Below are 22,394 nucleotides of genomic sequence, written 5' to 3' on the forward strand. Positions count from 1 at the left end.
CGAGAGTGGCCATGATTGACGCGCGCGTCATCCTCGACGCGACGTCAGCCGCGCGGTGTCAGAAAGCGGCGCGGGGCCTGCGCTGGATCACCAGATCGGCAATCTCGATCCGCCCGGGCAGCGGTGCCTCGAAGATCAGATCGATCCATCCCGATTCGACCCGATCCGGATCGGTCTCGAGGGACCACAGATCGAACTCGGTGCCGGTGGGGCCGGTTTCGGGCAGGCCGCGCAGCAGCACCTCGCTGTTGGGGCCTTGGCGCAGGTTAAGCCGGGCAAAGGCGCGCGGCAGGCCCTGCGCCCCGAGATCGACATCGACCCCCAGAAGATGCCGGCGTCTCAGCCCCGCAAGCACCGCGTCGGGCAGCGCGATGGCGAGGCTCACAAAGCCGCCGTCGAACCCGTCGGCGCGCAGATGCAGCGCCCAAGGCCCCTGCGGCCCGACCTCGGGCCGCTCAAGCCGGATGCCCGATGTCGCGTCGTGAAACAGCCGCACCCCGTCGCCCAGATCGGCTCCGGTCTCGAGGGGCGTCCCTCCGACACACGGCATGGCCCCGGCCCAAGGGCCGGGGCGCCAGGCCCAGTCGGCCCCCGGTTGGCGCAGCGGCGAGGTCGCCTGCATGGCTCCCTTGGAAGGAGACCGTCGCAGGCGCGTCAGACCAAGCCGCGCGCCAAGGAGGCCGCCGCGTCTCACTGGTCCATGTAGACGTGGCTCTCGCCGGCGGCGCCGGGATGCGTCACCGCGCCCTTTCGGGCCGAGCCGACCAGCTGCGCGTATTTCCACAGCGCACCGGCGGTGTAGTCGTTGGTCCGCGCACCTTTCCAGGCGCCCTTGCGCTCGGCCAATTCGGCGTCCGAGAGATCGACCGAGATCTCGCCCTTGGTGGCGTCGAGGGTGATCACGTCGCCGTCCTTCAGCAGCGCGATCGGCCCGCCATGCGCGGCCTCGGGGCCAACATGGCCCACACAGAAGCCGCGCGTCGCACCTGAGAAGCGACCGTCAGTGATCAGTGCCACCTTTTTGCCCATGCCCTGTCCCGAAAGGGCGGCGGTGGTCGAGAGCATCTCGCGCATGCCGGGTCCGCCAGCGGGGCCCTCGTTGCGGATGACGATCACATCGCCCTCGGAGTACTCGCGCTTGCGCACCGCCTCGAAGGCCTCTTCTTCGCATTCGAACACACGGGCGGGGCCGGTGAAGACCTGCTCTTCGGTCTTCATGCCCGCGACCTTCACGATCGCACCGTCGGGCGCGAGGTTGCCTTTGAGACCGACGACGCCGCCGGTCTTGGTGATCGGGCTGGCGACGGTGTGGATCACGCGGCCATCGGCTTCGCGCTCGATCAGGTCCAGCTCTTCGCCGAGCGACTTGCCCGATGCGGTGATGCAGTCCTCGTGCAGCAGCCCCGCCTTGCGCAGCTCCTTCATGACGACCGGCACGCCGCCTGCCTCGTGCAGGTCCTTGGCGACGTATTCGCCGCCCGGACGCAGGTTCACGAAATAGGGCGTGTCGAGGAAGATGTTGCAGACGTCGAGCAGGTCGAAATCGATCCCCGCCTCATGCGCGATGGCCGGAAGATGCAGGCCGGCGTTGGTCGAGCCGCCGGTGCAGGCGACGACCCGCGCCGCGTTCTCGAGGCTTTGGCGCGTGACGATGTCGCGGGCGCGGATGTTCTTCTCGATCAGGTTCATCACCGCCTGACCGGAGAAATCGCCGTACTGGTCGCGGCTCTCGTAAGGTGCGGGTGCGCCCGAGGAGTTCAGCAGCGCCAGACCGATCGCCTCGGAGACGCAGGCCATGGTGTTGGCGGTGTACTGGCCGCCGCAGGCACCCGCCGAGGGGCAGGCCACCCGCTCGAGGATGTCGAGTTCGGCGTCGGTCATGTTGCCTGCGGCGTGCTGGCCCACGGCCTCGAACACGTCCTGCACCACGACATCGCGACCATTGAGCCGACCCGGCAGGATCGACCCGCCATAGATGAACACCGACGGCACGTTGAGACGCACCATCGCCATCATCATGCCCGGCAGCGACTTGTCGCAGCCCGCGAGGCCGACGATGGCGTCGTAGCAATGGCCGCGCATGGTCAGCTCGACCGTGTCGGCGATGGCATCACGCGAGGCGAGCGAGGAGCGCATGCCCTCGTGGCCCATGGCGATGCCGTCGGTGACGGTGATGGTGGTGAATTCGCGCGGCGTGCCGCCGCCCTTCTTCACGCCCATCTTCACCGATTGCGCCTGACGGTTCAGCGCGATGTTGCACGGCGCGGCTTCGTTCCAGCAGGTGGCGACGCCGACCCAAGGCTGGTGAATCTCTTCCTCGGAAATGCCCATGGCATAGAAGTAGCTCCGATGCGGCGCGCGCTCGGGCCCTTCGGTCACATGGCGGCTGGGCAGTTTCGTCTTGTCGAAACGGGCGTTCTGCATGGGCTGTCCCTTCCCGGAATTGGTTGCGGCTAGGGATAGACAGGCCCCGCCGTCGCGGCAAGGCGGGATGGGCCTCCGATATTGACCAATCGCACAGATTTCGACCTCGGGCACCGACATCGGCGCAAGGATTGCCCCGTTCGGGCGGCATTGCGGGACAGATCGCGCAAGGCCTGATGCCATCCCGGCGTCAGGGCCGGGCCAGCCGCGTGCGCTGCGCCAGCACTCCAAGACCCCAAGGCACCGCCAGAATTGCAATCCTTCCGCACGAAGCGTATCTCCCCTGTCGACCCGACGCGCGCCCGGAGCAGCAAGATGAACTGGATTTCCAACTACGTCCGTCCGCGGATCAACTCGATCTTCTCGCGCCGCGAGGTGCCCGAGAACCTGTGGACCAAGTGCGACGAGTGCGGCACGATGCTGTTCCACCGCGAACTGGCCGACAATCTCAACGTCTGCACCAATTGCGATCACCACATGGCGATCACGCCCCGCGACCGCTTCAAGGCGCTGTTCGACGGCGGCGTGTTCTCGGAGGTGAAGGTGCCCGAGCCGATCACCGATCCGCTCAACTTTCGCGACCAGAAGAAATACGTCGACCGGATCAAGGAAGCCCGCCGCAAGACCTCCGAGAAGGAGGCGATGCTGGTGGCCGAGGGCGAGATCGGCCGCACCAAGATCGTCGCCGCCGGTCAGGACTTTTCGTTCATGGCGGGCTCGATGGGCATGTATGTCGGCAACGCCATCATCGCGGCGGCCGAGCGGGCGGTAAAGCTCAAGGCGCCTTTGGTATTGTTCTCCGCCGCCGGTGGCGCGCGGATGCAGGAGGGGATCCTGTCGCTGATGCAGATGCCGCGCACCACGGTCGCGGTCGAGATGCTGCGCGAGGCGGGGCTGCCCTATATCGTGGTGCTCACGCATCCGACCACCGGCGGCGTCACCGCCTCCTATGCGATGCTGGGCGACGTGCAGATCGCCGAGCCGAACGCGCTGATCTGTTTCGCGGGCCCGCGCGTGATCGAACAGACGATCCGCGAGAAGCTCCCCGAGGGGTTCCAGCGCGCCGAATACCTGCTCGACCATGGCATGCTCGACCGAGTGACGCCGCGCGGCAAGATGCGCGACGAGCTGATCACCGTTACCCGGATGCTCATGGGTCTGCCGCAGGCGGTGATGGCCGACCTGCCCGCCCCGGCGACGCCGGAACCGGCGGCGGCCAAGGAGGCCGAGGCTGCCAAGGGCGCAACGGTCGCGAGCCCCGCCGCCAAGCCCGCCCCCACCGCGTCGAAAGCCGAGACGCCGAAGAAATGACAACGGCACCCGGCTCCGACGCGATTCTCGCGCGGATGATGACGCTGCACCCAAAGGTCATCGATCTCACGCTCGACCGGGTGTGGCGGCTGCTGGCAGCGCTCGATCACCCCGAGCGGCGATTGCCGCCGGTGATCCACCTCGCGGGCACCAACGGCAAGGGCTCGACCCAGGCGATGATCCGCGCCGGGCTCGAGGCCGCGGGCGACCGGGTCCATGCCTATACCTCGCCGCATCTGGCGCGGTTTCACGAGCGGATCCGCCTCGCGGGCGATCTGATCTCCGAAGAGGCGCTGACGGCGCTGCTCGACCGCACCCATACCGCGAACGGCCCAGATCCGATCACCTATTTCGAGATCACCACGGCGGCGGCGCTGCTGTCCTTTGCCGAGACGCCCGCCGAATGGACGCTTCTGGAGACCGGTCTCGGCGGCAGGCTGGATGCGACCAACGTGGTCGAGCGTCCGGCGCTCACTGTCATCACGCCGGTCGATCTCGATCATCAGCAGTATCTCGGCGAGACGATCCAAGAGATCGCAGGCGAGAAAGCCGGCATCCTCAAGCGCGGCGTGCCTTGCGTGGTGGCACCCCAGCACGAGGCGGCGCTCGAGGTGATCGAGGCGCGCGCCGCGCGGCTCGGCGCGCCGCTGCTGGCGCATGGCCAGCACTGGCACGTCACCACCGAGCGCGATCGGCTGATCTATCAAGACGAGCGCGGATTGCTCGACCTGCCGCTGCCGCGCCTGCGCGGGCCGCACCAGATCGTCAACGCGGGCACCGCCATCGCAAGCTTGCGCGCGCTGGGCCAAGGCGAGGCTGCGGCCGAGGCCGCGACGCGCGCCGACTGGCCCGCCCGGATGCAGCGTCTGTCGCACGGTCCGCTGGTGGATCTCGCCGGTACGGCCGAGCTGTGGCTCGACGGCGGCCACAACCCGGCGGCGGGCGAGGTGCTGGCACAAACGCTGCGAGCCCTGCCCCGGAGGCCCACGCATCTGGTCTGCGGCATGCTCAACACCAAGGACATCGCGGGATACTTGCGTCCCATGGCGGGCGTGGCTCAGGGGCTGCACGCCGTGTCGATCCCCGGCGAGGCCAACACCATCCCCGCGACCCAGACCGCGCAGGCCGCGCGCGTGGCGGGCTTCGCCGAGGTTTCCGAGGCCGAAGACGTGGCGCAGGCGATCCGCGACATCGTCGAGCAGGCCCCCGCCGCCCGCATCCTGATCTGCGGCTCGCTCTACCTTGCGGGGCATGTGCTGCGCGAAAACGGATGAGGTATGGGCCGGTGCCGTTCGCGGCGCTGGTCGCCGCGCTTGCCCTGCCCGTGCAGGCGGTGGAGCTGCAGTTTTGCTGGCGCGGTGCCGCGGGCTACACGATGACCGGCACGATGGTGTTTCCCGACACGCTTTTGAGCGCATCCCGCATCACCCAAGACGATGTCACCCGGTTCGAGATCACCGGCTGGCATAACGGCGCGCGGATCGGCGGCTGGACTCTCGAGGCCCTGCGGCCAGAGACAAGCTGGCGCTTGGAGTTCGATCCGCAGGAGATGCGCTTTCCCATGCCCGGCATCGGGGTGTTTCAGGCTTGGAACGCCGATGGCGGCGTCGCCGATTGCGGCACACCGGGATTCGGCTTCAACGCGGGCAGCGGCGGGCAGGACGTTTGCGTCGACGGACGATTCGTTACCGAATCGACAATTCCCTGGCAGACGCCGCTTTTCGCTGGCCCCGATCCCGTCAACCCCGATTGCCGAAACGAATTCCTGCTCTCGAATGACATGTGAGAGGCCGGAGGGCGCCCAAGCTGAAAGACGTCGCGTCATCATGGGACTGGGCTTCGTCAGCCTCCGATCAGCAGACTCATCCACGCAAAAATTACGTCACGGCGCGCGAATCCCGCTCTACGTTCAAGACGTTACGGAACTTCCCCTCATGGTTGACCTACCCATCCGAGGCTGGGCATCTGGTTTTCAGGGGAACGAAACGAAGATCCTGACGCCAAAGATCGGGACTTCAGCAGGTTTGTTCGAGCAGTCAGGAGGGAGGCCACGGGAAGCGGCCTCCTTCACCCTCCCCAGACTATACACCTTCTCCGATCGACGTCAGGCGCGTCCCCAGCCTTCGGCCTGCATCTCTTCGAGGCGGCTCGCGGTGCGTTCGAACTCGAAGCTGCCCTCGCCCTCGACATAAAGAAACGCCGGCGAGGCGGCGGCCGATGCCACCAGCCGGGTCTTGGCCTCGTAGAGCGCGTCGACCAGCGTCACGAAACGCTTGGCCTCGTTGAAGTTCGACCGCGACAGGCGCGGGATGCCGTCGAGCATCAAGATCTTCACCGCTTCGGCCAGAGCGAGATAGTCGGCGGCCCCCAGCGGCTTGCCACACAGCTCATGAAACCCTGCTCGCGCGATGCCGTTGCGGTATTCGGGCACCGTCACCTCGCGCCCTGAAACCCTCAATACCAGCGGCTCGCCGCCGGGCGCACCGGCCAGATCCTCCCAGATCGCGTCGAGCCTGGCCCGCGCGGTCGAATCGCCCGGCATGATCCAGCTCTCGGACCCTTTGAGCCGCCCCTGCCGGTGGTCGGTGGGGCTGGCCAGTTCCAGCACCTCCATCCGCGCCTTCAGCTTTTCGACGAAGGGCACGAAGAGCTGTCGGTTCAGCCCGTTCTTGTAGAGGTCATCCGGCACCCGGTTCGACGTGGTGACGATGGTGACGCCTTGCTCGAACAGCTTTTCGAACAGCCGCCCCACGATCATCGCGTCGGTGATGTCGGTGATCTGCATCTCGTCGAAGGCGAGGAATCGCAGCTCGCCCGCCAGACCTTCGGCCACCGGGGCGATGGCGTCGTCGACGCCGCGCGCGCGGGCCTTGTTCATGTCGGCGTGGACGCGCTGCATGAAGGCGTGGAAGTGCCAGCGCGCCTTGGGCAGGTCGATCTCGTCGTAGAGCAGGTCCATTAGCATGGATTTGCCGCGCCCGACACCGCCCCAGAAGTAGAGGCCCTTGACCGGCTCCGGCGGCTTGGGCTTGCGAAACCAGCCGCCGGATTGCGGCTCCGGCTGACGGGCGAGATCGCGCGCGACGCGGTCGAGCGCGGGCAGCGCCGCCTCCTGCGCCGGATCGGGTTTCAGCGCGCCGCTTTCGACGCGGGCTCGGTAGGCGTCCTGTATGCTCATGCCGAGCGACATAGCCGCCGCCTGTCACATTGCAAAGCCGCCCCGCGCGCGGCAGGGTTCGGGGCCATGGAGATCCGACCCGCCCTGCCCGACGACGTGACCGAGCTTGCCACGCTGCACGTGACCTGCTGGTCCGAAACCTATCCCGGCCTCGTCCCCGCCGAGGAGATAGCCCGCTACGACCGCGACCTGCGCCTGCGCCAATGGGAACGTCAGATCGCCCAAGGGACGAGCCGTATCATGATCGCGCCGGGGGCCGGTTTCGCGCAGATCGGCCCGCAGCGCGAGGCGGCACTTGCCGTGCGTGGCGTCACGGAGGAGCTCTACGCGCTCTACCTCACACGCGCGGCCCAAGGCCGGGGGTTTGGCCGTGCGCTGTTCGCGGCGGCCCTCGCCCCCAGCCCCGGTCCGCTTTCGGCGATGGTGCTGTGCGGGAACGACCGGGCCTGCCGATTCTACGAGGCCACGGGCGCACGGCTGGCCGAGCGCCGCCCCGAGCGGATCGGCAAGGCGGAGATCACAGATCTGCTCTACCTATGGGACACGGCGCCCGTTCTTTGAGGCGGGGCCACTTAGCTTTTCGAATACTTGATCCAAAGACCGCTACATGCGCATGGCATGGATTGACAGCGCCGCGTGATCGCCGCCTTTATCTCGCATGACACGCCAGCCGCTCATCACCCCCGTTCTTGTCGCCGGATGCATCATCGTGATGGTGGGGTTCGCCATCCGCGCGAGTTTTGGCGTGTTCCAGATCCCGGTCGCCGAGGAATTCGGCTGGCCGCGCGCGGAGTTCTCGCTCGCCATCGCGATCCAGAACCTCGCCTGGGGCTTCGGGCAGCCGCTCTTCGCGGCGATGGCCGAGAAGGTCGGCGATCGCAAAGCGATCGTACTGGGGGCGCTGGCCTATGCGGCGGGGTTGATCCTGTCGGCGGGGGCCACCAGTCCGCTGCAGCATCAGATGCTTGAGATCCTCGTGGGCTTTGGCATCGCGGGAACCGGTTTTGGCGTGATACTCGCGGTCGTGGGCCGGGCCGCTTCGGACGACAACCGCTCGATGGCGCTCGCGGTGGCGACGGCGGCGGGCTCGGCGGGTCAGGTCTTCGGCGCGCCGATGGCAGAGATCCTGCTGGGCTACATGGCGTGGCAGTCGGTGTTCCTCGTCTTCGCCGGGCTGATCCTGTCGACGCTGCTTGTCCTGCCGATGATGCGCTCGCCCGCGCCCGCCTCGACGGCGGAGCTGCAGGAAAGCATGGCGCGCGTTCTGGGCCGGGCCGCGCGCGACCCCTCCTATGCGCTGATATTCCTCGGCTTTTTCTCCTGCGGCTACCAGCTGGCCTTCATCACTGCGCATTTCCCGGCCTTCGTGACCGAAATCTGCGCGCCGATCGCCGCGGGCAGCGTGCTGGCCTCGATGGGGATCACCACCACAGCGGGCTTGGGCGCGGTGGCGATCTCGATCATCGGCCTCGCGAATATCGCGGGCACCCTCGCAGCGGGCTGGGCGGGCAAGCGCTACAGCCGCAAGTATCTTTTGGCGGGGATCTACACGGGCCGGACGCTGGCGGCGGCGTGGTTCATCCTGACGCCGATGACGCCCGCGACGGTGCTGATCTTCTCGGGCGTGATGGGGAGCCTGTGGCTCGCCACGGTGCCGCTGACCTCGGGCCTCGTCGCGCATCTCTACGGGCTGCGCTACATGGGCACGCTCTATGGCATCGTGTTCTTCTCCCACCAGCTCGGCAGCTTCATGGGCGTCTGGCTCGGGGGGCGGATGTACGACGCTTACGGCAGCTACGAGGCGGTGTGGTGGATCGGTGTCGGCGTCGGCGCGCTCTCGGCCATCGTGCACCTGCCGATTCGCGAGCGGCGCGCGCCGATGGCCGTCCCGGCCTGAGCACGGCATGAATGCGGTATTGCGCGCGACCTAGTCCCGCGCGCCGAAGATCGCCGAGCCCACCCGCACATGGGTGGCACCGCGCGCGATGGCGGCTTCGAAATCGCTGCTCATCCCCATCGACAACCCGGCGAGACCGTTGCGCGCTGCCATCTCGCGCAGCATGTCGAAATGCGGCTCTGGCGTCTCTTGGGCTGGCGGGATGCACATCAGCCCGACCACCGGCAGATCCAACTCGCGGCAACGGGCGACGAATCCATCCGCCTCGCCGGGCAATACGCCCGCCTTCTGCGGCTCCTCACCAGTGTTGATCTGCACGAAAAGCTCCGGACAGGTGCCGCGCTCCTGCGCCAGCCGCGCCAGCGTCTCGGCGAGCCGGGGCCGGTCGAGCGAGTGGATCGCATGGGCGATCTCCACGGCGGCGCGGGCCTTGTTGGTCTGGAGCGGCCCGATGATGTGCAGCTCGATGCCCGGGAAACGCGGTGCCAAGGCACCCCAGCGGCCTTGCGCTTCTTGCACCCTGTTCTCGCCGAATACCTTCTGCCCGGCCTCCAGAATCGGCAGCACCCGCTCTTCGGGCTGCATCTTGGACACCGCGACGAGGGTGACGTCGGCGGGGTCGCGACCTGCGGCGCGGGCCGCGGCATCAATGCTGCTGCTGATCTGGTCGAGCGACATGCGTATCTCCTGAAAAGTTCCGGCTTTCTGCCTGACATGTGTGTGACACCGTTGCATCAATTATGAGGCAGGGCCGGGTGGCGGGGCCAAACTCCTTGAGTGTGAAGGGCCCGGTGCGCAATGAAAACCTCAATGCTGGCTCGACTGGCATTCTCGGGAATGCAAACACGAGGGAAATTCATGAAACGCATCCTGCTCGCCTCGGCCTCGATCGTGGCTTTCGCCGGCGCCGCCGCTGCCGAAGTCGCTTTCAACGGCGAAGCCGCTCTGGGCTACAACAACACCGACGCCATCAGCGAAGCTGATGACGATCTCGGCTTCTACTGGGACGCCGAGCTCGGTGTTACCCTGAGCCAAGAGCTCGACAACGGCCTGACCGCCGCTGCCACCGTGACCGTCGACCTGACCGACAACGAAGTCGACGACTTCGACATGCTGGCCGACGGCTACGTGCTGTCGCTGACCTCCGAGACCGCCGGCCTGTACTTCGGCGACACCGACCAGGCTGCCAACAAGCGCTGGAACGGCGTTTCGGAAATGGAGCAGGACGGCTTCTCCGAGACCGACGGCGAGACCGTGCTGCGCGGTGACTTCATGGCCTACGGCCTTGGCGTTTCGCTCTCGGCTCTGGTCGACAACACCACCGATGACAACCTCAACGGCCCCGGCGACACCCTCGACCAGTACTCGGTCGGCGTTGACGGCGAATTCGGCTCGTTCCAGTTCACCACCGCCTACCAGACCGAAGAGAACGACTTCTCCGACGCCAGCGGCGATTTCGAGCCGGACGAAATCTTCGGCATCTCGGTCGGCACCGCCTTCGCTGGCGCTGACGTCGACGTCGCCTACGCTCGTAACCTGACCACCGAGGAAGACTCGACCGGTATCGAAGCCGCCTTCCCGATCGGCCCGGTCACCCTCGGCGCCTTCTACGTCGCTGAATCGGCCCAGGACGATGGCTACGGCATCGCCGTGGACTACGTTTCGGGTGCGATCACCGTCTCGACCGCTTGGGAGAACGTGGACGACTCCGAGGACTGGGCGATCGAAGCCGGTTACGACTTCGGCATGGGCCTGATGGCTTACGCCGGTGTGTCCGACGCGGCTGACGACTACTACGTCGCCACCACCTACGCTCTGGCCGAAGGCGCCCAGCTGCTCGTGTCCTACGCCGTCGACGACAGCGACGACTCGGAAGACGAGATCGGCGATCCCGAGTACCAGGAAGGCACGACCGTCGAGGTCTCCTTCGAGTTCTGATCCAACCGGATCACGACATCAGGCAAGGGCGGTCCTTCGGGGCCGCCCTTCGCTTTTGTACAGGGTGCTTTGGGCATTAGAAGATCGCGGGAGTGGCACAGCCGCGCGATGTGCAGTATCACCGCCAGCGGGCCGAAACGCCCGCACCCGTTCCATGCCAGACCCGTGCCAGACCATCCGAGGGACCATACATGTCGCGCTATATCGCCGCCGAGATCGAAGCCAAATGGCAGGCCGCCTGGGACGAGGCCGGCCTCTTCACCGCGCGGCGCAGCGCCGACAAGCCGAAGTACTACGTGCTCGAGATGTTCCCCTACCCCTCGGGGCGGATCCACATGGGCCACGTGCGCAACTATACGATGGGCGACGTGATCGCGCGTCACAAGGTGGCGACGGGGCACAACGTGCTGCATCCCATGGGCTGGGACGCCTTCGGGATGCCGGCCGAGAATGCCGCGATGGCGAGCGGCGGCCATCCCAAGGAATGGACCTACAACAACATCGCCGACATGCGCGCGCAGATGAAGCCGCTGGGCCTGTCGATCGACTGGAGCCGCGAATTCGCGACCTGCGACCCGGAATACTATGGCCAGCAGCAGGCGCTGTTCATCGACATGCTGGAAAAGGGCCTCGTCTACCGCAAGAACGCGGTGGTGAACTGGGATCCCGTCGACATGACGGTGCTGGCCAACGAGCAGGTGATCGACGGCAAGGGCTGGCGCTCGGGCGCGGATGTGGAACGGCGCGAACTGACCCAGTGGTTCTTCAAGATTTCCGAATACTCCGACGAGCTGCTCTCGGCGCTCGACGGGCTCGACGACTGGCCCGCCAAGGTCAAGCTGATGCAGGCCAACTGGATCGGGCGCTCGCGCGGGCTCGAGATGGCCTTTGGCCTGACCGAGACCACGCATGGCCATGACCGGATCGAGGTCTACACCACCCGCCCCGACACGCTCCTGGGCGCGAGCTTCATCGGCATCTCGCCCGACCATCCGCTGGCGCGCGCGCTGGAGGCCGAACGCGAAGAGGTCGCCGCCTTCTGCGCCGAGGCGCGCCGCGGCGGCACCACCGAGGAGGCGCTGGAGACCGGCGAGAAGCTGGGCTTCGACACCGGCCTCACCGTGCGCCATCCCTTCGACGAAGGCCGCGAACTTCCCGTCTGGATCGCCAACTTCGTGCTGATGGATTACGGCACCGGCGCGATCTTCGGCTGCCCGGGCCACGACCAGCGCGACCTCGACTTCGCGCGCAAATACGACCTGCCCGTCATCTCGACCTTTGCGCCCGCCAAGGACGACGGGCAGGCGTTGGCCGAGGATGGCGGGTCGGCCTATGTGCCGCCAAAGACGGAGCCGGTGATCTACATCAAGGGCTTTGCCGGCGAGACCGAGCAGACCGGCGAGCAGGCGATCGACGCTGCCATCGCGTTTTGCGAGGAGCATGGCGTCGGCCGCGGCGTGACCCGCTTCCGCCTGCGCGACTGGGGCCTGAGCCGCCAGCGCTACTGGGGCACCCCGATCCCGATCGTGCATTGCGAAAGCTGTGGCGCGGTGCCCGAAAAGAAAGAGAACCTGCCGGTCCGCCTGCCCGACGACGTGAGCTTCGACGTGCCGGGCAACCCGCTTGATCGGCACCCGACATGGCGCGACGTGCCCTGCCCGCGCTGCGGCAAGGACGCACGCCGCGAGACGGACACGATGGACACCTTCGTCGACAGCTCGTGGTACTTCGCGCGCTTCACCTCGCCGCGCGCCGAGACGCCGACCGACATGGCCGAGGCCGAGTACTGGATGAACGTCGATCAGTACATCGGCGGCATCGAGCACGCGATTCTGCACCTGCTCTACTCGCGCTTCTTCGCCCGTGCGATGCACGCGACCGGCCATTTGCCGGAAAAGGCGATCGAGCCGTTCAATGCGCTCTTCACCCAAGGCATGGTGACGCACGAGATCTACCAGACCCGCGACGCCAACGGCCGCCCCGTCTACCACCTCCCCGAAAGCGTCGAGGACGGCGCGCTGAAGGCGAGCGGCGAAAAGGTCGAGATCATCCCCTCGGCCAAGATGTCGAAGTCCAAGAAGAACGTGGTCGATCCCGACGCGATCCTCGCGCAATACGGCGCCGACACCGCGCGCTGGTTCGTGCTGTCGGACAGCCCGCCCGAGCGCGATGTCGAGTGGACCGCATCGGGCGCCGAAGCCGCGCACAAACACCTCGCCCGCGTCTGGCGCATCGCCGATGAGGTGGCCGAGGCCACGGGCGGCGACACGAGCGCCGACGAGGATCTGCTGCGCCAGCTGCACCGCACGATCCGCGACGTGACGCTCGGGCTCGAGAGCTTCGGCTTCAACGCCGCGATTGCCAAGCTCTATGCCTTCACCTCGGTCCTGTCGAAATCGACCGCCTCGGTCGAGGCCCGGCGACTGGCGGCCAAGACCCTCGCGCAGCTGATGTCGCCGATGACGCCGCATCTCGCCGAAGCGATCTGGGCGCGTCTGGGCGGTACGGGCTTCGTGGCCGCAGCACCCTGGCCGGTGGCCGAGGAGCGCTTCCTCGTCGAGGACAGCGTGACCCTGCCGATCCAGATCAACGGCAAGCGCCGTTCGGAGATCACCGTGCCCAAGGCGATGCCCAAGGACGAGATCGAGACGCTGGTGCTGGCCGACGAGGCGGTGACCAAGGCGCTCGACGGGGCCGCGCCGAAAAAGCTCATCGTGGTGCCGGGCCGGATCGTCAATGTGGTCGTCTGAGCCCTCGCGCCGCCTGCTGCTGCTGGGGGCTCTGGCGCTCGGTGGCTGCGGGTTCACCCCGGCCTTCGGGCCGGGCGGCGATGCGGCGCGGTTGCATGGCGCGGTGCGGGTCGAGGCCCCGGCTACCTTCTCGGGCTACCTGCTGCGCGCACGGCTGCTCGACCGGCTCGGCCCGGCCACGGCGCCGCGCTACGTACTGAACCTCGAGACCTCCGAGGAGGTCGAACAGGCCGCGATCAGCGCCGATGGCGCGGTGCTGCGCTACCGGCTCCTTGGCCGCGCCGAATACGAGCTGCGCCCCGTCGACGACGGCCCGGCGCTGGCGCGCGGCACGGTCGAGGATTTCGCGGGCTACTCCGCGACGCTCGGCACCGTCGCCTCGGAGGCTGCCGAGCGCGATGCGCGCGAGCGTCTGGCCCAGCTGCTGGCGGTTCAGATCACGACGCGGTTGCTGGCCGTGCCGGAGCCGGAATGAAACTTTCGGCGCGCGACTCGGCGGCCTTCTTCGCCAAGCCCGACTTCAAGGTCGCGGCGGCGCTGATCTGGGGCGAAGACGCGATGCGCGTGGCGCAGCGCCGCGCGGAGGTGATCACGGGCCTTGCCGGGCCCGAGGCCGAGGCCGAGATGCGGCTGCATCGCCTGCCCGCCGCCGATCTGCGCCGCGAAGCGGCATTGCTGATCGACGCAGTCAAGGCGCAGGGCTTCTTTCCGGGCCCACGCGTGGTCTTCGTCGAGGGCGCCACCGACGGGCTTGCGCCCTTGTTCGACGCGGCGCTCAAAGCATGGAAGCCCGGCGACGCGCAGATCCTCGCCACGGCCGGACAGCTGCCTGCCCGATCGGCGCTGCGCAAGCTGTTCGAGGCGCATCCTCTGGTGGTCGCCATCGGCATCTACGACGATCCGCCGGGGCCCGAGGAGATCGCGGCGATGCTCTCCGCATCCGGTGTGCCGGAGCCTGACATCGATGGCCGCGCACTGCTGCAGGAACTGTCGCGCGCGCTCGATCCCGGTGCGTTCCGCATGACGATGGAAAAGCTCGGCCTCTACAAGCACGGCGATGCCACCCCGACCACGGCAGCCGACATCACAGCCGTCGCACCCCGCTCGACCGAGGCCGAAACCGACGCGCTGCTCGCGGTTGTGGCCGAGGGGCGTGCGCCGCAGATCGCGGCGCTGCTGCGGCGTCTCTATGCGCAGGGCACCACGCCGGTGTCGCTGTGCATCATGGCGCTGAGACACTTTCGGCAGTTGCACAGCGTGGCAAGCGATCCGGGCGGGCCGGGACAGGGTATCGGGCGGCTGCGCCCGCCGGTCTGGGGGCCGCGACGCGATGCGATGCTGCGTCAGGCCTCGGGCTGGGGCGGCGCGCGCCTGGAACGGGCTTTGGCGCTGTTGATCGAAACCGACCTTCAATTGCGCTCCGCCAGCCGCGCCCCCGCCCAGGCGCTGGTCGAGCGGGCGTTGATCCGGCTGGCGATGATGGCGCGTCGCTGAGCGGCTGGAGCAGCTCGTGCCCGTTCAGGGCTTTTCTCGATGTAGATCAACCCTCAATGCAAAACGGCGGGCCCCTGAAGAGGCCCGCCGTTTCGTCTGACTTCGACGAGGTCGTAAAACCGATGTCCTGAAACGCAAAACGGCGGACCCGAAGGTCCGCCGTTCCGCTCATCCGGCTCGAAAGCCGGATGATCCTGAAATCAGGAGTCGTCCGAAGCGGCCAGAGCGACCAGGCCAGCAACAGCGGCCAGCGGCAGCAGGTAGCCGAGGGGGCCGGACAGCGAGCCACGAGCGGGGGCTTCGGGCTCGACCACGACGACCGGGGGCTCAACGATTTCGACGGCCAGGCCACCGGCGAAAGCCGAGGAAGCGGTCAGGGTGCCAGCGACGGCGGCGGCGACGAGGGTCTTGGTGAGGCGCATGTCTCTACTCCAGTTGATAACAAAGCGTTAGGTCGGCTATAGCCAAGATAGGTGTATCACACAAGCTGGATGACCAGTTCTCACCCTCCGAAAAACCAAACTAAAGGTCGCTGCTGCGCAAATATGCAACAGTCTGACTGACGAACTGACGCGACGAAACGATCTCCCCCGCATCGTCGAGCCAGTAATAATTGTCGAAGATCAGCGCTTCCCCCGTGCAGGACTCGTCGAACCGGCGGGCCGAGATCCTGCGCTGACCGAGATCGATGGACTCGACTCCTTTCGGCGTCACTGTGCAGTCGAATTCGGCACGCACGATTCGATCCAGCCCGTCGAGCGTCTCGTGCACGCGTCGTGCCTGCCCGCCGCCGGCACGCAGAGCCGCGCGGCTCTGGCGCGCATCCGCGGCCATCAGGTCGTCCTTCAGGCCCCGGGTCGAGACCAGCATCCCGTCGCGCATCGTGTAGGTGAAGCCGTTCGGGCCCGCGAAGGTGGCCGAGCCGCCGTTGTCGATCAGTCGCTGCGCGGTGCCGGTCAGGCCCAGCGTGTTGAGATCGACGCGCCGCAGCGTCGACGGATCGACCGCGCCCCCCGTGGTTGCCCCCATGCCCGCCCCGGCGCCCGCCGCCGGGGCAGCCGCCTGCTGGGTGCCCACCAGCGGCGAGATCGCGCTCTGCAGCGCGCCGGCAAACCCTCCGGTGTCGCTGCACCCCGCCATGAGCGCCAACCCGAGGAGGCCGCCCGTCATCCTGATCCGCATCGTCATTTCCAGAACCGTCCCCAACCGTCATCGAGATCGTTGAGGTGTCCGTCGCGGACCACCTCGTAAAGCCGCCCATCGACGCGCAGCTTGGCGCCGCCGTCGCGTTGCAGCGACGCCAGCGACGTCGCGGCCTCGCGCCGCGTCGGCTGACCCAGGACGTAGTCGAGCGGGATCGACACGCGGATGCCCTTGTCGAAGGAGCCCTCGCCATAGGCCTCGAAGGGCACGTCGGTCAGGGTGAAATAACCGCCGACGCTCCAGCCGTTCTCGAACTCGCGGTCGAGGGTCACGGTGGCGCCCCAGTCGCCCGCGAGGTAGCGGCCGACGTCGAGCTGACCGTAAAAGCGGTTGTCGAAGTCGTAATAGGCCGAGGCATGGCCGGTCACCACGTCGTAGTCCTGAAAGCCGAAGCCGAGGTCGAAATCGCGCTGCCGCGCGTAGTTGACCTCGGCGCCGAGGCCGAGACGGCTGGCGGCGGGCTTCCAGAGCACCTCGGTCGAGAGGCCGCCATACATCTCTTCGAGATAGCCGCCGGTGGCCCGGGTGTAGACGTCCGGCGACAGCCGCCCGTAATGGGCCAGCGTCAGGTCGCGGATGCCCGTGGTGCCCTGATCGGCATAGAGCGCGGCGTTGCGGCGCACCGGATAAGGCTCGTCCCCCTCGGCCACCACCAGCTCGGGGTCCTCGCGGTTGGTATAGAGCTGCTGGCGCAGCGTGCCGGAGACCACGAGGCTGTCGGTGATCTCGTAGCGGCCGCTGACCTGCGCGCCGAATTCGACCTGAAACGGGTCGTCGCCGTTGAACACGGTGATCCGGGCGTAGGGCGCCAGACCATAGGAAAAGCGGTCCTCGACGCGCGGCAGGTCGACGAGGCCCGCGCGAGACCCTGCGTCCGCCAGAACCAGCCGCTGCGACAGCGCCTCGGAGCCGCCGGCGGTGTCGGAAAATGCCTCGATGTCGCTGCGGTTCAGCGTCACCGCCGAAAGCGGTACGCCGCGCTGCATCGGCTCGAGGGTAAAGCGCTCGATCGAATCGGGCAGCCCGAGGCTCAGCATTCGTGCGATGCGCCCCATCGCCTGCGCCTCGGCGCGGTAGCGGGTGTTGGTGTAGCGCAGCCGCACTGCACGGTCCGACAGCTGGATCGAGGACAGCTCGACCCCTTCGGCGGCAAGCGCCTGCTGCAGGGTGGCGCCGATCGTGGCCTCGGGGATCTTCGCCCGGTCCCAAGTGGTGGCGGCACGGGCGTCGCCCTGACGGATCCGCACCGGCGAAGGGGCCGGATCGAGGCCGGGTCCGAAGGGCCGGTCGGAGGGGTCGATCAGGAAAGTGCCGGTCAGCGCCAGCTCGGAGCCATAGAGCCATGACGCGCCCAGCTGCACGCCGGGCAGCGGGCGGTAGACCAGACCGTAGTTGAGCGGGGTATCACGCTCGATCAGCCCCAACTCGGTCTCGCGCTCGTATGCGTCCGAGGAATACTCGACCTTGAGGGTGAGATCGTCGGTCGCGGCATATTCCACGCCACCGAACAGCGCGGCATCGCCCCGAAACAGCTGATCGAGAGCGAAGGTGCCGCCTTGGCCGAAATCGAGGCCCGGTCGTTCGTCGAACTCGGACGACAGGAGCCCGAGGGGGTTGTCGAAGCCCCCATTCGAGCCGAAGCGCCCCCAGCCGAGACCGCCCGTCACCCGGAGTTTGTCACCGAAGGTCTTGGTGGCGACTAGGTATTCGGCGCTGTAGGCACCAGTGCCCAGAAAGTCCTGCAAACCCACCGCGAAGGCGGGCAGGACAGCGGTCTCGTCGTTGAACCGGTAGCGCAGATCGAAGCTGCGGTCGAAATAGTCGTCTATCTGTCCGCTTTGGCCGGGCAGCGTGTAATCTTCGATCTTGCTGTAGCGAAAGCTGCCAGAGAGGTTCGGCAGGAGCTGGAAGGTGAAGGTCGTCCGAACCTGACCGTCGAACCGGCCCATGGTCGCCGCGATCTGGCCGTCCTTGGCGCTCAGCGCCGAAGGCATGTCGATCAGCCCCGGCGTGCCGTAAAGCGTGTAGCTCAACCCCCGGTCCGAAACCGTCTGGGCGTGAACCGCCCCCGTCGCCAGGAGGGCCACGAGGCTTGCGGCCCCGCCCCGGCGCATCGCTCTGATCGTCATCTCTTGCTGCACTCCCTGCTCGCTCGGGGCACACTAGCGAGACGCATGGCCAAATGAAAGCAAGCGCCGTGTCAGCAGCGCCCCTCGGCCCATGCCGCCGCCGTGCGCCCCGCATGTGCCCCCGTGGCAAGGCAGGCGGTGAGCAGATACCCGCCGGTCGGCGCCTCCCAGTCGAGCATTTCCCCCGCGGCGAAGATGCCCGGTCGGTCGCGCAGCATCAGCGCGTCGTCCAGCGCCTCGAAGCGCAACCCGCCGGCGGTCGAGATCGCCTCATCGAGCGGATGCGGCCCGGTGAGCGGTACTGGCAGCGCCTTGATCGTCGCGGCCAGCGCGGTCGCGTCGCCGGGCAGCGGCCGGGCGAACTCCTGCAGCAGCGCCAGCCGCACCGGGTCGAGTTTCAGCGCCTTGCGCAAATGGTTCGACAGGCTCGTCTTGCCGCGCGGAGCCTGTAGCCGACGCACCACTATCGAGGCGTCGAGGTCGGGCAGCAGGTCGAGCGCCAGCGCCGCGCCGTCGCGCAGATCCGCCGAGACGGCATAGATCCCGCCCCCCTCCAGACCGCGCGCCGAGATCACGCATTCGCCACGCACCCGCCGCGCCCCCGCGATGAGCGCCACGGGTTTGACCGGGGCACCGAAATGCGCGCGCATGTGATCCGACCACGCGACGCCGAACCCCATGTTGGCGGCGCGGAACGGCGCGACCCGGTCGGGCAGCAGCGCCGCCCATGCCCCGTCCGAGCCGAGCCGCGCCCAGCTCGCCCCGCCCAGCGCCAGCACGGTGACATCGGCCAACTCGGCCTGTCGCCCCTCTGGTGTGTCGAACACCGCCGCCGCCCCGTCCCAGCCCATGAAGCGCCAGCGCGTGCGCAAGCTCACCCCTGCGCCTACGAGCCGCGCCAGCCACGCCCGCAGCAAGGGCGAGGCCTTCATCGCTTGGGGAAAGACCCGCCCGGTCGAGCCGGTGAACACGGTCTGCCCCAACCCGCGCGCCCAGTCCTGCACCTGCTCTGGCCCGAAGCCATCAAGCGCCGCGCGAAGGGCATCGGGCCGCGCACCATAGGCCGCGTCGAAGACCTCGCGCGGTTCGGATTTGGTCATGTTCAGGCCGGACTTGCCCGCCATCAGCAGCTTGCGGCCCATGGTCGGCATCTGCTCGGCCACGATCACGTCGAAACCGGCCTGTGCCAGCACCTCCGCGGCCATCAGCCCTGCCGGTCCGCCGCCGATCACCAATGCCCGCACGCAGCGCCTCCTTGCGGCAGTGCGCCGCGCTTGCCGGGACCCACGACGCCCCCCATCTTCTTCCCATGCCAAGCCGCCGCGAAAAACGCCAGACCGAGGCCCATGCGGTTGCCGCCCCGCACGCCGATCCGATCTGCGCGCTATGCCTGCGCCCGATCCCTGAAGACGTGCCGCAAAGCTCGCACCACCTCGTGCCCAAGCTCAGGGGCGGCACGCATGGTCCGCAGGTGCTGTTGCACCACATCTGCCACAAGGAGATCCACGCAACGCTGTCGGAGACCGAGCTGGCGCGCGACTACAACACACCGGAGGCGCTGCGCGCGCATCCCCGTCTCGAGAAGTTTGCCGCCTGGGTGTCGAAGCGGCCACCGGAGTTTTCCTCCAAGGTGCCGGGACGACGCCGCGCCCGCGACTGAACGCGGCGTTCCTTCAGATCAGACCGATCCGCCTGCGGATCACCTCGTCGCGCAGCGACACCTCCTGGCCGACCTGATCGGCGGCCTTGTCCGAACTCATCCATACCAGCGCCCGGGCGGGCCATTCGGGCGGAATGTGCACAGACCAGTCGAGACGGCTCACCGCGTTGATGCCCGAGGCCTTGATCTCGCGCTGCATCTGCGTGGCCACGGTGCCGGGCGACAGGCCCATCGCGCGGATGCCACGACCCCGGTATTCGAGATCGAGCGAGCGGGTCAGCATCGCCGCCCCCGCCTTGGAGGCGCAATAGGCCGACCAGCCCTCGACCGCGTTGTGCGCCGCCCCCGACGACACGGTGATGATCGTGCCGCCGCCCTGATCGAGCATCACCGGCAGTGCTGCGCGCATGCCGTTGAAGACCCCCTTGAGGTTGATGTCGATCACCTTGCCCCAAGCCTCGGGGTCGAGCCCACCCATGGCACCGATCGGCTCGATCGAGCCGGCGTTGTTCACCATCACGTCGAGCCGTCCAAATTCCTTGACGCAGGCCTCGATGGCCGCCTCGACCTCCCAGTAGCGGCCAACGTCGCAAGGGATGGCAAAGCCCGCCTCGCCCAGTTCCTTGGCGATGTCCGACAACGCCTCGGCGCTGCGCGCGAGCAGAGCGACGCGGGCGCCCTGGGCGGCGAATTCGCGCGCGGCGGCCGCGCCGATGCCCCGGCTCGCCCCGGTGATCAGAACCGTCTTCCCGTGCATCGCATCCTCCCCGGCGCTTTGATCTTTCGTCCAGCCTAGCGGGGGCCTAGTCTCTGGTCCAGACGCGCCGGTCCCCCGGTGCGGCGGGCCGGGCCCGTGAATTGCGATTGCAAGGAGGGCCCGAAATGGCCGCATTGTCGAAAACCGCGTCGATCGGCGTGTTGATCCTGTCGGCAGGGGCCGCGCAGGCCGATGTCACCGCCGAGCAGGTCTGGCAGGACTGGCAAGAGGGCGCGCTACGCCTTGGCGGCACCGAGATCGAGACCGGCGCCGAGGATCGCTCGGATGGCACGCTCACCATCACCGATCTCGTGCTGACCATGCATGGCGAGGAGGGCGCGCTTGTCGCCCGCCTGCCCCGGATCGTCTTTGCCGAAACCGGCGACGGCACGGTCGAGGTCAGCATGTCCGACAGCTACCCGATCAACATCACCGGCACCGATGAAGAGGGCGTCGAGTCGGCCATCGACCTCTCGGTGCGCCAGACCGGGCTCGCGCTTACCGTGAGCGGCAGCCCCGAGGCGATGCGCTACGACTACACCGCCACCCGCTACGCGCTGACGCTCGACGCGATCACCGAAGACGGCGAGGCGGTCCCGGCCGAAGCGATGCTGGCGCTCAACGCGCTCAACGGCAGCTACCTGTCGCAGACCGAGGCAGGCGGGCTGCGCCGCACCAGCTATGACATCGCGGCCGAAACGCTGGAGATCGCGCTGGAGGGCGAGGACGACGCAGACGGCGGTGCCTTCTCGATCGACGCCAGCGTCGCCGAGATCGCCATCGACGGCGCGCTGTCGCTGCCCGAGGGCATGGAGGAGGCCGAGGCGCTGCCCGAGGGCTTCTCGCTTGCCTTCGACTATGCCACCGGACCCGCGCTGGTGGAGTTCGACGGCGAGGGTCCGCAGGGCCGCGCCGCGGGCACCGCGCGCACCGCATCGAGCGACGTGAACCTTGCACTAGACCCGAGCCGCGCCAGCTATGCCTCTTCGACCAAGGGGCTGGCCCTGATGCTGACCGACGGGCCGCTGCCCTTCCCGATCGAGGCGTCGATCGCCGAATACGGCTTTGCCCTCGACGCACCGCTGGCGGCGGGCGAGACGGCGCAGGACCTCTCGGCGCGCGTCACACTCGACAGCCTCACCCTGAGCGACCAGATCTGGGGACTGTTCGACCCGTCCGCGATCCTGCCGCGCGATCCCGCGACGCTGATCGTCGAGCTGTCGGGCACCGCGCGCCTGCCGCAGGATCTCACCGATCCCGAAACCGCCGAGGCGATGGGCGAGGAGGCCGCGATGTCCGAGGCCGCGCCCGAAATCGAGAGCCTGTCGCTCGACCGGCTGGTGCTGCGTCTCGCGGGGGCCGAAATTCTGGGCGACGGCGGGTTCAGCTTCGACAACACCGATTTCGAGACCTTCGCGGGCTTTCCGCGCCCCGAGGGCAAGATCGACCTGAAGATCGCCGGTCTGAACGGGTTGATCGAGAACCTCTCCAAGCTCGGGGTGATTCCCGCCGAGCAGCTGATGGGGCCGCGGATGATGCTGGGCCTGTTCACCACGCCGGTGGGCCGTGACGAGCTGACCTCGACCATCGAGATCAACGGCGAGGGCCATGTCATCGCCAACGACCAACGGATCAAGTAAAGCCCGCGCCTGC

General features: G+C 67.8%; 20 protein-coding genes. 11 read left to right on the plus strand and 9 right to left on the minus strand.

The window, feature by feature from the left end; translation table 11 throughout:
• Positions 1-58 precede the first annotated feature (58 nt).
• Complete coding sequence (locus AADJ02_RS08355; RefSeq protein ID WP_341212540.1) at positions 59-622, minus strand: DUF6478 family protein; 564 nt, start codon at positions 620-622, stop codon at positions 59-61.
• 68 nt (positions 623-690) lie between these two features.
• Complete coding sequence (gene ilvD / locus AADJ02_RS08360) at positions 691-2,424, minus strand: dihydroxy-acid dehydratase (protein ID WP_341212541.1); 1,734 nt, start codon at positions 2,422-2,424, stop codon at positions 691-693.
• 315 nt (positions 2,425-2,739) lie between these two features.
• On the opposite strand from ilvD, the gene accD reads away from it, so the two are divergent.
• From accD to AADJ02_RS08375, 3 genes are read left to right on the plus strand one after another with little or no spacing between them, the layout of a single operon-like run.
• Positions 2,740-3,735, plus strand: a complete 996-nt coding sequence (gene accD, locus AADJ02_RS08365; protein WP_341212542.1) for an acetyl-CoA carboxylase, carboxyltransferase subunit beta — start codon at positions 2,740-2,742, stop codon at positions 3,733-3,735.
• Positions 3,732-5,009: a folylpolyglutamate synthase/dihydrofolate synthase family protein gene (locus AADJ02_RS08370; protein WP_341212543.1), complete on the plus strand. Its 1,278-nt coding sequence runs from the start codon at positions 3,732-3,734 to the stop codon at positions 5,007-5,009. Before accD ends, AADJ02_RS08370 begins: the two co-directional genes overlap by 4 nt.
• Positions 5,006-5,521 (plus strand): hypothetical protein, encoded by a 516-nt coding sequence (locus AADJ02_RS08375; protein WP_341212544.1) that lies wholly within the window; start codon positions 5,006-5,008, stop codon positions 5,519-5,521. Before AADJ02_RS08370 ends, AADJ02_RS08375 begins: the two co-directional genes overlap by 4 nt.
• Before the next feature lie 318 nt (positions 5,522-5,839).
• Here the strand turns inward: AADJ02_RS08375 and zapE are convergent, their stop codons facing one another.
• Complete coding sequence (zapE, locus tag AADJ02_RS08380; protein ID WP_341212545.1) at positions 5,840-6,913, minus strand: cell division protein ZapE; 1,074 nt, start codon at positions 6,911-6,913, stop codon at positions 5,840-5,842.
• 66 nt (positions 6,914-6,979) lie between these two features.
• Between zapE and AADJ02_RS08385 the strand changes: the two genes are divergently transcribed.
• On the plus strand, positions 6,980-7,474 hold the full coding sequence (locus tag AADJ02_RS08385) for a GNAT family N-acetyltransferase (RefSeq protein ID WP_341212546.1): 495 nt from the start codon (positions 6,980-6,982) through the stop codon (positions 7,472-7,474).
• Between the two features lie 97 nt (positions 7,475-7,571).
• The gene (locus tag AADJ02_RS08390; RefSeq protein ID WP_341212547.1) at positions 7,572-8,810 is read left to right on the plus strand and encodes an MFS transporter; all 1,239 of its coding nucleotides are present in this window, start codon (positions 7,572-7,574) and stop codon (positions 8,808-8,810) included.
• A 30-nt stretch (positions 8,811-8,840) separates the two neighbouring features.
• Here AADJ02_RS08390 and AADJ02_RS08395 read toward each other — a convergent pair whose 3' ends face one another.
• Positions 8,841-9,488 (minus strand): YggS family pyridoxal phosphate-dependent enzyme, encoded by a 648-nt coding sequence (locus AADJ02_RS08395; protein WP_341212548.1) that lies wholly within the window; start codon positions 9,486-9,488, stop codon positions 8,841-8,843.
• A 180-nt stretch (positions 9,489-9,668) separates the two neighbouring features.
• Between AADJ02_RS08395 and AADJ02_RS08400 the strand changes: the two genes are divergently transcribed.
• From AADJ02_RS08400 to AADJ02_RS08415, 4 genes are all read left to right on the plus strand, one after another.
• Positions 9,669-10,748: a porin gene (locus AADJ02_RS08400; RefSeq protein WP_341212549.1), complete on the plus strand. Its 1,080-nt coding sequence runs from the start codon at positions 9,669-9,671 to the stop codon at positions 10,746-10,748.
• Positions 10,749-10,939: 191 nt separating this feature from the next.
• Entirely contained in the window at positions 10,940-13,498 is a 2,559-nt protein-coding gene (leuS, locus tag AADJ02_RS08405; protein WP_341212550.1) for a leucine--tRNA ligase, read from the plus strand.
• Positions 13,485-13,973 carry an LPS assembly lipoprotein LptE gene (gene lptE, locus AADJ02_RS08410; protein ID WP_341212551.1) on the plus strand — a complete coding sequence of 163 codons (489 nt, stop codon included), beginning with the start codon at positions 13,485-13,487 and terminating at the stop codon, positions 13,971-13,973. Before leuS ends, lptE begins: the two co-directional genes overlap by 14 nt.
• Positions 13,970-14,992 carry a DNA polymerase III subunit delta gene (locus AADJ02_RS08415; RefSeq protein ID WP_341212552.1) on the plus strand — a complete coding sequence of 341 codons (1,023 nt, stop codon included), beginning with the start codon at positions 13,970-13,972 and terminating at the stop codon, positions 14,990-14,992. The genes lptE and AADJ02_RS08415 overlap by 4 nt, the downstream gene beginning before the upstream one ends.
• A gap of 200 nt (positions 14,993-15,192) precedes the next feature.
• Here AADJ02_RS08415 and AADJ02_RS08420 read toward each other — a convergent pair whose 3' ends face one another.
• From AADJ02_RS08420 to AADJ02_RS08435, 4 genes are all read right to left on the minus strand, one after another.
• On the minus strand, positions 15,193-15,414 hold the full coding sequence (locus AADJ02_RS08420; RefSeq protein ID WP_341212553.1) for a hypothetical protein: 222 nt from the start codon (positions 15,412-15,414) through the stop codon (positions 15,193-15,195).
• Between the two features lie 100 nt (positions 15,415-15,514).
• Positions 15,515-16,180 (minus strand): YjbF family lipoprotein, encoded by a 666-nt coding sequence (locus AADJ02_RS08425; RefSeq protein ID WP_341212554.1) that lies wholly within the window; start codon positions 16,178-16,180, stop codon positions 15,515-15,517.
• Entirely contained in the window at positions 16,177-18,324 is a 2,148-nt protein-coding gene (locus AADJ02_RS08430) for a YjbH domain-containing protein (RefSeq protein ID WP_341212555.1), read from the minus strand. Before AADJ02_RS08430 ends, AADJ02_RS08425 begins: the two co-directional genes overlap by 4 nt.
• Positions 18,325-18,395: 71 nt before the next feature.
• Positions 18,396-19,568, minus strand: a complete 1,173-nt coding sequence (locus AADJ02_RS08435) for a TIGR03862 family flavoprotein (protein WP_341212556.1) — start codon at positions 19,566-19,568, stop codon at positions 18,396-18,398.
• 65 nt (positions 19,569-19,633) lie between these two features.
• Here AADJ02_RS08435 and AADJ02_RS08440 point away from each other — a divergent pair, with 65 nt between their 5' ends.
• Positions 19,634-19,984, plus strand: coding sequence for a hypothetical protein (locus AADJ02_RS08440; protein ID WP_341212557.1), 351 nt, complete (start codon positions 19,634-19,636; stop codon positions 19,982-19,984).
• A gap of 13 nt (positions 19,985-19,997) precedes the next feature.
• Here the strand turns inward: AADJ02_RS08440 and AADJ02_RS08445 are convergent, their stop codons facing one another.
• Positions 19,998-20,741 (minus strand): SDR family oxidoreductase, encoded by a 744-nt coding sequence (locus AADJ02_RS08445; RefSeq protein WP_341212558.1) that lies wholly within the window; start codon positions 20,739-20,741, stop codon positions 19,998-20,000.
• A 125-nt stretch (positions 20,742-20,866) separates the two neighbouring features.
• Here AADJ02_RS08445 and AADJ02_RS08450 point away from each other — a divergent pair, with 125 nt between their 5' ends.
• Positions 20,867-22,381, plus strand: coding sequence for a DUF2125 domain-containing protein (locus AADJ02_RS08450; protein ID WP_341212559.1), 1,515 nt, complete (start codon positions 20,867-20,869; stop codon positions 22,379-22,381).
• Positions 22,382-22,394 lie beyond the last annotated feature (13 nt).

Source organism: uncultured Limimaricola sp., assembly GCF_964022235.1.
GTDB lineage: Bacteria > Pseudomonadota > Alphaproteobacteria > Rhodobacterales > Rhodobacteraceae > Limimaricola.